This is a genomic window from Mesorhizobium sp. M0500, assembly GCF_040321165.1.
Lineage (GTDB): Bacteria > Pseudomonadota > Alphaproteobacteria > Rhizobiales > Rhizobiaceae > Mesorhizobium.
The window spans coordinates 19,056-30,249 of record NZ_JAMYRB010000043.1 but is presented as its reverse complement, the minus strand read 5'-3'; the positions used below and the strand labels follow the sequence as shown (position 1 = coordinate 30,249).

Annotated in this window: 6 protein-coding genes; 5 read left to right on the top strand and 1 reads right to left on the bottom strand. The window is 59.1% G+C overall.

Features of this window, described 5'->3' with window-relative positions; all coding sequences use genetic code 11:
• The first annotated feature begins 487 nt into the window (after positions 1-487).
• The 4 genes from NKI70_RS32145 to NKI70_RS32130 all read left to right on the top strand — a co-directional run bounded on the left by NKI70_RS32145 (position 488) and on the right by NKI70_RS32130 (position 8,930).
• Positions 488-2,020, top strand: a complete 1,533-nt coding sequence (locus tag NKI70_RS32145) for a toll/interleukin-1 receptor domain-containing protein (protein ID WP_352694012.1) — start codon at positions 488-490, stop codon at positions 2,018-2,020.
• A gap of 9 nt (positions 2,021-2,029) precedes the next feature.
• On the top strand, positions 2,030-4,861 hold the full coding sequence (locus tag NKI70_RS32140) for an ATP-binding protein (protein WP_352694014.1): 2,832 nt from the start codon (positions 2,030-2,032) through the stop codon (positions 4,859-4,861).
• A 229-nt stretch (positions 4,862-5,090) separates the two neighbouring features.
• On the top strand, positions 5,091-7,169 hold the full coding sequence (locus NKI70_RS32135) for a RyR domain-containing protein (protein ID WP_352694016.1): 2,079 nt from the start codon (positions 5,091-5,093) through the stop codon (positions 7,167-7,169).
• Between the two features lie 9 nt (positions 7,170-7,178).
• The gene (locus NKI70_RS32130) at positions 7,179-8,930 is read left to right on the top strand and encodes an SUMF1/EgtB/PvdO family nonheme iron enzyme (protein WP_352726150.1); all 1,752 of its coding nucleotides are present in this window, start codon (positions 7,179-7,181) and stop codon (positions 8,928-8,930) included.
• 64 nt (positions 8,931-8,994) lie between these two features.
• Here NKI70_RS32130 and NKI70_RS32125 read toward each other — a convergent pair whose 3' ends face one another.
• A complete protein-coding gene (locus tag NKI70_RS32125; RefSeq protein WP_352726148.1) occupies positions 8,995-10,074 on the bottom strand; it encodes a S1 family peptidase in 1,080 nt (359 codons plus the stop codon).
• Between the two features lie 265 nt (positions 10,075-10,339).
• On the opposite strand from NKI70_RS32125, the gene NKI70_RS32120 reads away from it, so the two are divergent.
• Entirely contained in the window at positions 10,340-10,570 is a 231-nt protein-coding gene (locus NKI70_RS32120) for a hypothetical protein (protein ID WP_352694022.1), read from the top strand.
• Positions 10,571-11,194: the final 624 nt, after the last annotated feature.

Here is an 11,194-nt window from a genome sequence, read left to right as displayed (position 1 = left end):
ACAACTGCGCGTCGCGGAGTTCTACCGTCAGAAGCCACGCCTGTCGTTCAATTTTGGCGAGGTGATATTCGGAAACGGCTTCGTGGCTCCAAGCCCAAGGCATGGCAGCCCCCTCATGAAGGATTGTCTCCTCAAGCAGAGCCTTGTCGAGTGAGTTGAACGTCGCACCGTGAATCTGAATGTCGGGTGAGGTTCAGACCCTCAGAGCTGTCCGTACCGATGAATCTTGGATCGTAACAGCCGTACCGTCCAGCCATTTAGTATCGGTTTTTGCAAAAGAATTTCTTCAACGACTTCCCGCCGTCCAGAAAACATGCCGAGAGCTTATTCCTCTTGGTATCCCACAGTTTCAGGCATAGACGCCTTTCATGCTTCTCCATTAAACCTGCCCTATTTACCTCCGGTTTCCGCATCTACTTGCGATGCGAAAGCACAAAGCGTAAGTTCATGTACTAGCCAGCACGACCAAGGGTTGGGGAACGGGCGGATGGTTTCGGATAGTCCAGTTCAGATTTTTGTCTCTTATGCGCGCAATGACGATGTGTCGCCGCCCGATGAGCCGGCGAAGAAGGGTTTCATCACCGCCCTCTACGATCAATTGCATTATAGGTTCAGGGATTATGGCGACCCCAAACCAAAGCTTTGGCGTGACGTCCGTCAGGTCGATCAGGCGGATCAGTTCGACAAAAAGATAGCCGAGGCAATCGAGGCATCGGCGTTGATGCTGGCGGTCCTGTCGCCCAACTGGATGTCGAGCGACTATTGCAAGCAAGAACTAAAAATCTTCACTGACCGCTGGCGGTCCGACGAATCCGGCATTCGCGAGCGGATCATTGTGGTCGGCAAGCGCCACGTCGCAAATGATCGCCGGCCATCGCTGTTACAGGGCCAGAGCGGAATACAGTTCTATGCTCTCGACGACCCCGACGAGGTGGATCTGGAACGGGAATTCTTTGTTCATGGGGTCTCCCGTGACAACCAGTACTACGAACGTCTGGATGAGCTTGCCAAAGTGCTGAGGCGCCGGGCCGTGAGATACGCCTCGCATGAGATGACTCCACCACCGGAGGCCATCTCGCTCAAGCCGCGCCCGACCAGCGACAGGGCGGTGTATTTGGCCAAACCTGCGAGCGACACGCGGAGCGCTTACGACCGCATGGTGGTCGAACTCACGAATTCCGGCTACACGATCGTTCCAGATCCGGCCAAGGACATTCCGGTTGACTCGACGGCGGTGAAATTCGTCGACGATGCGTTGTCCACGGCGGATTTCTCGATCCACCTTCTGGGTGAAAAGCCCGGATTTGCGCCCGATGACGCAGAACCGATCGTAAAACTCCAACTTTCACGGGCCGCTCAAAAAGCCGCGAACGAGGAAGACGCGCGCAAGCTAAAGCGCATCATCTGGGCTCCCAAGATACTGGATTTGAATGCAGCAGGGTCCGAACAAGGACTTCGTGATCCGCTGGAGGTATTATCCAGGTTTGGCAGCTATATGGACACGGATGCCGTCGAGGGCGACACCCTGAGCAAATTCGTGGAACTTGTTGCCCAGAGGCTCTCCCGCGCAGTGGTTCCCCAGCAGACCTTCGATGAAACGCCTGCCAATGCGCGGATGTACGTCTATCACCGTCCCGAGGACATCGGATATGCCTACGAAATCGGCATGGCCCTAAGGGCGCGTGACATTACGCCCCGGTTTCCGGCTGTCGAAGGCACAGATGCCGAGCGCGTCCGGCTGCACAAGCAGAACTTGCGCGAATGTGATGCGGTCGTCGTCTGTTGGGCGTCCGCTCCGGACGTGTGGGCGAAGGTGAGCTCAAATGAACTCGTCGACTGGAAAACGTTGGGGCGCACGAAGCGCTTTACGCGTCGCGGCCTGGTCGCCGGTCCCCCCCCCGGCATGCCAAAGAAGATGGGCGTCCAGTTCTATTCCAAGGACGAAATAGACGTGGCGATCGATCTGACGGCGCTTCCAAATCCGCCTGGGCCGGATGACCTCGCTCCCCTCCTCGCTTAAATAGCGGCGATGACCGCGTTGGGCGTATCTACGCTTTCCAAAGCACGGCCATTTCCGGGTCTGCGGCCATTCGGGCCGCTCGACCAGAAGTTTTTCTTCGGCCGAAGCGCCCAATTCTTTGCGCTCTATCGACTGCTGGACCTGAGCCGCTTCGTCGCGGTTATTGGCAATTCCGGAAGCGGAAAATCATCGCTTGTACGTGCCGGCCTACTCCCTCTGCTCGACGAGGAGAATCGCGAAGGCGGCGGGCGGCAATGGCTGTGGATCGAGATGCGGCCGGGCGATCTTCCGCTGGAATCCCTTATACAGACTCTCAAACACCTGGGCGACGACCTGTCGGCAACCGACGATCCGATCATAAATGCAATGCGCGCCGAGCGCATATCGCATCATCTACGCGGCTCTAGCCACGGGATCGCCAAGGCGATCGGCGAGATGGACGGAGTCGACAAGAAGATCGTCGTTCTGGTAATCGACCAGTTCGAGGAACTGTTCCGTTTTGCCAGTTCGGCATCCATGGCTGGCATCGCGCCAAGGGAGGAAGCGCGCCTGCGCGACGAAGCGGCGCAATTCGTCCAGTTGTTGCTGGAGGCCAGCCGCAGCCCGGTGGCGCTGGTTCGCGTGCTGCTGACCATGCGGTCGGATTTCATCGGCGACTGTGCGCGCTTCCAGGGTTTGCCGGAGGCCGTTAGCGCCACGCAGTTCCTGGTTCCCTCACTGACTCGCGACCAGCGGGAAGAGGTAATAAAGGGACCGATCGCCTTGGCTGAAGCGACCATCGACTCGTCGCTGGTGGAGCAGCTGCTGAACGATAGCGGCGTCGAGCAGGACCAGTTGCCGGTTCTGCAGCACTGTCTGCTGCGGCTGTGGGAGCGTGCCCGCCCGACAGAGACGGCGACGGCGGCCGCGGGCGATACACGACAGACCACCCGTCATATCTCGCGCAGGGAATATGACGAAATCGGCCTGATGGCCGGGGCTCTGTCCCAGCACGCGGAAGAGATACTGGCGACGGATCTGAACAGCCTTGAACCTCTGGTCGCGCGCGTGTTTCGCGCCCTTTCCGACATCGACCGGGATGGCAGGGCGACGCGCCGTGTCCTTTCACTGCAGCAGCTGGGGGCCGAAACCGCTATCAATGAGGATGGGCTGCGCACGATAGTCGATCGGTTTCGGGCGGACGACTGCTCCTTCCTCACACCCTCGCCGGCGGCGACCCCAACACTGGACCCCAGGACACGCATCGATGTCGGGCACGAAGCCCTGCTTCGGCACTGGGAGCGCGTCAGCGGGGAACCGGGAGCCACTGGCGAGCGAACCGACGACCGGCGGATTGGCTGGCTGAGGGACGAATACCGGGACGGACAGAGATATCAGGCGCTCCGCGCGATCGCCAGCGGTGACGACACCGAAACCCCGCTCCTGCCGCTGGATCAGGTTACGCGATATTGGACATGGTGGAACGAACGACCGCGTACCGAAGCCTGGGCTTCGCGGTATGGCGGCGGCCACGCGCGCGTCGAGCGGATGCTGCACGACAGCAGGGATGCGCTCGACAAGCAGCACCAGCAGCGGCTCGCTGAGATTCAAACGCAGCGCATGGCCAGCAGAACGCGGATCGCTGCGGGCGTCATGGGTGCTTTGCTGATCCTTGCGGTGATAAGCGGCGGTTTAATTTACCGCCGAAATCAAATTGCACACGAAGTAGAGACCTTTGAATTCATGTCAAATACGCTCAGGGACAACATCGATTCGGTGCTGGAACGGCAGCGGCAGGGGACGATCACGGTAGCTGCAGCGCAAGAACGTCTGGCCTCAATCGATGAAGCGCTTGGACGCTTTCCTGACATGGTGCCCGTTATAATGGCGCTCAAGGCAAACGTCCTGCTTTCGCTTTCCGATGCCTTGAAAATCTATGGCGAGACCGCCGAGGCGCTCGAGAGGGTGCTGAAAGCCAAGGAACTGGCGCAGAAACTCACGGCAATAGACCCGAAGAATATGGATTGGTTGCGGCTCGATTATTCCAGCTCTTTTCGCATAGGGGATGCGACCCTTTCGCTTCGAACGCTCCCGTCGCCGAATGAAATGAAAGTCGCGGTCGAACAATATTCGGCGGCACTGACGATTGCAGAGGTTCTGTATGCCGCTGAGCCCGAGAGGGCGGATCGCGTGTTCGACCTCGCCTTCATCCATAATAAACTCGGCGAGGCAATGCAGATCCAGAAGGACTATCCGGGCTCCTTGGCGCAATTCGGGGCGGCGCTCGAGATCGCGAAGAAAGCAGCTGAAGCAAACGTATCGAACATAACGCTGCAATCCTATGTTGCCGCTACGATGGTCAAAATCGCAAACACCCTTCAATGGCAGACCCCGCAGGATCTTGATGGCGCGCTGGCGAACTACGTCACAGCGCTTTCGATATATGAAGGCTTGCGCGCACAAGCGCTGACAAACGATGTGGTTCTGTCCAATCTCGCAAGCGCACATCGAGGCAGGGCGGATCTTTTGCTGGAGCGATGGGAATCCGGCGACTTCAAAAAAGCCGTTGCAGATTATTCGGAGACGATCGCCATCTTTTCAGCCCTGGCCGAAAAGGATCCGACGAATGTCATTTGGCGGCTAAGGCTCGCGCCCGCTTATTCCAGATTGGGCAAGGCCTTCGAAAAATCGGCGGACGTTGCCGGCGCGTTGGGCCAGTACAAGAAAGAACTCGAAATCCGTGAATGGCTGTTGAGCAAGGACTCGGACAATCTGGAGAGGCAGAAAAATTTGGCAGCAACCCTCGAAAAGATTGCCAAACTGGAAGGCTCGCAAGCAGGACAATCACTCGGGCAGCCCTGACTAGGATTCAGTGCGGATATGAGGGCGCCTCGCGCAAGCGGGCTGAGTTTCGCCGCTTTTGGCGACAAGATTGATCGTCGGGCTTGGTTTTCTTTGATGCTTCAGGCTTTCTGCAACGACACTAATCGCGGTGGATGTGGCCGCCGCGCGGAACGCCTTGCGACGTTGATCACGATCGCCGGCCCATCACGTCTGTCGACCTGTACGCGAATGACACCTGTTGTGTCGCATGGCGGGCAAGAGGAGCGTATCTGATATGTTTCCGACATGTCGGCATCTCCTCTATCTCGGTACCGCCATTGCGGTTATCGGCGCCGGCCTGCTTGTCGGACTGGCGGGCCAGAGCCTGTGTTCGCCCAAGCCGTTGCCGGGCGACGAGTTGTGGACATGGCTGAGCCGCTGGTCGACTTCGCTGCAGCTAGTCTTCGATGACCAGCGGCAGGGCTGTTTCCTGGACGACCGGCTGGGGATCGAAATGCTTTCGACGGCGAGATTGGCCATGCCGGTCGCCCTCACGGTGCTCGCCCTGGCAGCTCTCTGGGAGACAGCTGGCAGATGGGCGCGCAGGTGGCGCTTTCGACGCTGGGGCGGGCATGCCGTTCTTATCGGCAAGATTGGGGATCTGGACGCCTTCGCCAGAAGCGAACGCAAAAAAGGGGTCATCGCTTTTTTGGCCCCCGGGCGGCTTGACAAGCGTCAACTCGAGAATGCCTTTCCGCTCACCGAGACGCTGGCGCTGGGACACCGGCCGCGCCTTGCCTGTCTGCTTGAGACGATCGGCGCAGCCCGCTCGCGCCTGATTGCCGCGGTTTCCGACAGCGATCTCGACAACATTGCGGTCGCTGACAACATTCTCGACAGCCACAAGCCGAGATTTCCGGCGGCGCGCCTTTTGATCCGGATCGAACAACCCCTGGTGAGATCGCTGAGAGGACAGCCGCTGCGCGAATTGGCCGAAGAACTCGGCGTCGATATTTCGATTCTCTCGCTGTCTCTGATGCAGGTCAGGCGCGGCCTGCAGCAGGCGATGCCCGGCCGGTTTGTCGTTCATGGATCAGCCGGTTACCACGCCGTCGTCTGCGGATCCGGGCCACTTGTGCAGCAGATCGCTTTCCGCATCGCCCGCCAGGCATATCGTCTCGAGGAGGCGTTGCCGCGCATATCGATCCTGACAGTAGGAGGGCACGGCTTCTCCGCCGGCGCTATGGACAGGATCAAGGCAGCCGATTCGGCCGCCTCCGTGGTGTCGGCCACCGTAGACGTCGACGATATACGCGCTGTGGAGCGCGAAATGGCAGCGATAGCGGGTGCCGCCGTGTCCCCGGCGGCTATTCATTGCGGCGGACAAACGCCAGAAGAGGCTATGGCGTTAGCGCGCCGGTGGGAGCGCGTCCTTCTGGAGCTTCGAGTGCCCGTGCCGCCTATCGTCGTTTACGGCCAGGCGGTCGAGAGAATCGGCGGTTCGGGGATGCTGCGCGGCGCGGATGCTCCCGATCTCAAAGAGGCAGTAAACGGCGTCGTCACCGCCGACCGCCGCGCTCGTATCAACCACGACGCCTACTACGACAAGCAAAAGAGTTTGAAAGGCGCGGACTTCGGCATGCTTACGGGCGAACGCCGATGGCATCTTATCCCTGAATCGATGCAGGAAGACAATCGCAACGCCGCAGACCATATGGATTACAAGCTGGTGCGCATTGGCTACCGGGCTAGCGTACCACGTACCAACATCCCCATCGAGCTTCCTGCCGCCGCCGTTGAGAAATTGGCGGCGATCGAGCATGCGCGTTGGATAGCGGCCAAGAATGTCGACGGGATACGTTACGGTCCCGTTCGGGACGACGAGAAGGGCCTACACCCCGACATGAAGCCCTATTGCGATCTCGACGAAAGCGCCCGGGAGAAGGATCGAGATCAAATTCGCCAAATCCCCGCGCTGTTGCATCTGGCCGAACAGGGCGTTCAACGTGAACGGATAATAACGCTTGCCGAGTTGAGCGATCGCTGCTCGACCCATAGCGTGGCAAAAGATGCCGCAGGGTCGGCCAGTCTCGAATTCTCGGTCGCGGTTTGCCCGCTACCGGGACCAGAGATGCTGAACGCAGCCGAGCAATGCCGTGCTGCGGGAGTCGAACTGCACCTCGTTGTCGATGCGCGGGCGCGGCGTATGCTGGCGCTGCGGGATGAGACGCAAGCGGTGCGGATAGGGAAGCTCCTATCGCAGGCCTACCGTATCACCCACATCGTGGATGGGTCCGCGGCGGACTATGCCAGCGCCTTGGTGTCGGAAGCGCCCATTGAAGAATAGGAGGAGAACATGAAGAGCCTTTGGCTTAAGTTGTCCATGCTCGTGCTCGCGTCGGCTATGTTGCTCCAGCCCGCCCGCCCGAGTGCGCTGGCGCTTGCCAAGACGGCCGAGCAGGAAAAGATTGCCGCGGCGATCGAGAGGCAACTTGGTCCGACTCGCAGCTTTGCGTTGGTCATCGGCATCTCACATTTCGACAATATGAGGCAGCTTCCGGGCGTGGAAAGCGAGGTCCGCCAGGTCGCCGCGACATTGCAAATGCACGGTTTCTTCGTGCCCCCGCAACCCCAGAGCGGCCGCATGACGCACGAGGAACTGCGACGGCAGGTGGTTGAATTTATCCGCACCTATGGTCGGTCGCCCGAGAACCGACTTGTGATATATATCGCCACGCACGGCTTTGCGGCCGGCAAGGACGACCCGAAGGGTTATGGCTACCTGATGGCGAGCGATACGAAGCCGCTACCGCGTGACATCGCAGACACCGCCTATTCAGTCAACGACCTGAGCGCCGCATTGCGCGAGGTCGCCTCCAAACATGTTTATCTTTTCTTCAACGCTTGCTTTTCTGGCGCCATGATCCCGCTGATCACGCGAGGTGACACAGCGTCAGAGATCGTCAAGAAGAAGCCGGTACAGGCGTTGACGGATGAAGGCCGGTCGTGGGTATCGGAACTGCTTGCCCACGACGCCCGGTTGATCCTGACCGCGGGCAGCGACGAGCAGACGGTGCCAGATATAAACAATCCTTTCTCCGAGGCTTTCATCACGGGTTTGAATGGCGAAGCCGACAGGGATGGGGATGGCCTAATCCTCGGGTTTGAACTGGCGGTCTTCATCAAGGAACAAGTCGCGAAAAAGACGCTCCGCAACGGCGTGCCGAATGACACAATGTTTGCCGTCGTCCCGAAGGAAGAAGGCAAAACTGTCAATTTTGCGCTGCTTGGCGACTACGTTTTTCTCTCGCCTCGTGGACCGCATGAGGCGGGTCAGGCGATCACCATCAGCGAGGAGGAGATGATCACCGCCAGGCGCAACGCAGAATTGGAGAAGCTACTGCCGGGGACTTTTGCCGAGTGTGCGGACTGCCCGGTCATGGTTGAAATTCCAGCGGTCAAGGGGAGGCGGGTCGCATTCGCCAAGACGGAACTCACCTATGCCCAATGGGATGCATGTTATCGGGAAGCAGCGTGCGGTCGTTATATTGAGGACACCAGCGGCCGCCGGGGCAATATGCCGGTCGGCGGGATTACGTGGCAGGATGCGGCCGAATACATTCAGTGGCTCAACAAGGAGCGAGGCAGTACAGGCTGCACAGGCGAATATCGGCTGCCTAGCAGTTCGGAGTGGAGCGCTGCTGAGAAGGGCCCTCGGACAACTCAGGGCAGCGAGATCCTCGTCAGCAGGGTTGTATGCTGGGGATGCGGCGACGGCCTGGACGGCTCTGGCCCGAGCCCGGCCGGCTCCTTGCCGGCCAACGCCTCCGGCCTGCATGACATGACCGGCAGCTTGTGGGAATGGGCCACTGCTGCGACCGATCAATGCGAAATCAAAGACTCTCTTAATGAGAAAAAATGCCAGAAGCCTGCTACTGTTATGGGCGGATCGTTCGCGACTCGCGTTTCATCGCTGCGCATGGGCGCTATCGGAGAGATGCCGCGGACGCTCTCGCCACGTAATGTGGGATCGGCCGCTGGCGCCTACAGCTTGCCGACCGTCGGCCTCCGAGTCGTTTGCAACATAAAGCCTCAAGCTTCCAATTGAAACGAGGTTAGCCACGCTTGGCCAAGCAATGTTCAACGAAGAGTTCTGAATCAGCCTCCGAGCCTTACTGCGAACCGATAGTGCTTGAAATCCATTCCGAATATTTCGCCACGTTCGTGTAGACGCCGTAGACGTTTTTATGGCCGCACGCAGTAGCGGCGTCCATGGGCCCGGCGCCCCAGCTGACAACGCCCACTTGCGTCACGGCTTCTCCGGTCCCCCCGACAAGCGGCCCGCCGCTGTCGCCATAACAGGCGTCGCGCTGGCCATCCGCCTTCCCCGCGCAAACCATACCCTCGTCGAGCGGGTCAGCCATGCCGGCGTAGATTGCCTCGGAAGCCTGTGCCACCGCAGCTTCGGAAAAGCCCATGTTGCCCGCAAAGTTAATCAGGATCCTGCCGACATCCTGTTTCCGGACCGCTTTGATACCATCGTTGCATGTGGCATTCGGCTTAACGTCGATCGTCGCCTCCATCAGCGTTTCCGGGAAGCTGCCGTTCTCCATCTGGCCCCAGCCAATCACCGTCGCCTGCGCGAAATCCGCCGGGTTTCCGATCTTGGCGGTCCTGGCACCCTCGGCCTCCGTTTCCAATTTGATCAACCCGATGTCGTTTCTCATATTGACGGCGTTGTAATCAGGGTTTGGAACGATCTCGGCGACTGCATACCGGGTTCCCTCGACGAGCTTTGTGGCCCCGACTAGTATCGTAACCTCCCCGGGAGCGACGGGTACATCATCCTTCAATAGGCAGTGTGCCGCCGTCAGCACCCATTGTTCGGCGATCAGCGTACCGCCGCAGAATTGCGCGTTGAGTTGGGATGCCGCCCTGCTGTCGAGCATCTCGCTTGCCAGCAAGGCCACTTGGAACGGCCAAGCTCCAGGCTTGGCTTCGGTACCGCCGATGACACGAGTACCCGTATTGTTTTTCGCGTTCGGCACCTGCGCGATTGGCGATTTGATCGTCGACTGCGGCAAAACGATGCCGGGAACGGGCTCCGCCGCCACTGCGGTCCGCGGCGCGGCAGCCAAGTTCAATGCCGCTAACGATAGCACAAAAAGCCATCCCGGAAGTTCGATCTGCGCAGAAATCATCTCACTGGTTGATGTAGTTTCCTTGCCGCGATGAAACGTCATTTCAGACATGCCCCCGCCCAATTGATTAAGAATACACACATATCAATGAATTAGAAGTTGGCGTCAATAGGTGGCGCCTCCAACGCACGGTGCTGCACAGATTAGGACAGGCGTCAACATCACAAGAAGACTTGCCTTTTCGATCTCGATGAGAAAGGATCGAAATATGCCGAGTAAATCAACTTTTGCTCGCGACGCAAGTTGGTTTGCCTGAAATCATAATGGGGAAATGCAACGGTCTCCTTTGCGGGAGCCCTTTTAAGGGAGGACGAAAATGGCTGAGATCACAGTAAAAGTCGGCAAGAAGGGCGACGATTCCAAGGTCGACAAGCAGAAGACCGTCAAGGGGCAAAAACCCAGGCAGACCGGCGGAGCAGAGGCACAACACGCGATCGGGATCAATGCCTCTTGCTGGCATTGCTCGGCGATAAATTACGTCATCGGCGACACCCACGTTTACGTCGGGTTCTATTGCTGGAACTGCGGGGCATACTGCGAAGTGTGATCCCGAAGGCGCCGGAGATGCTTACCCAGCAAATCTGGCGCCATCCGGCTCACTCGCCGTGACCACCCAGCCGGACGTCTTCGAGCGTCAGGGCGCCCGGCCCAGGATAAAAGACAAGCATGCCCACCCTGACATGACGCTGATGCGCGGTCCGGCTCGTTGCGCGATGTCGACGCGGCGATGCACGACATCGCACCATGGCGCGCGTCCATACTATAAGCCTTGGCAGACCTAGAATTGACCGGGACATTGCTCAATCGTCTCGCCACCATGCTACCGAAGCGTTGGCCGAATATCATGCGCGCCTGCTTCGCGTTGCGCAAAGTTTCGATTGCGGTGCTCTATGACCTCCTGCGCAGGTGGACGCCGAATTCAGTGAAGGTCTTGATCTCCTCGACGGATTGGGCGGCAGCGAACTCAATTGACGGTGCGGGCAATTTGTGCAGCCCTGGACTGATGCACTGGACGCACAAGGCCGGGCCTCGCGAGTCCGCGCGCTGCGCACCATGTGCTCCGTGTTATATCAGCATAGCCATCACCACAATGCGCGCTGCAACTGAGGCGCGCACAAGTCGGGATCGAGCGCCGCCCTTGTGGAGTTCTACGCGCGTTGATTGGGGTTTC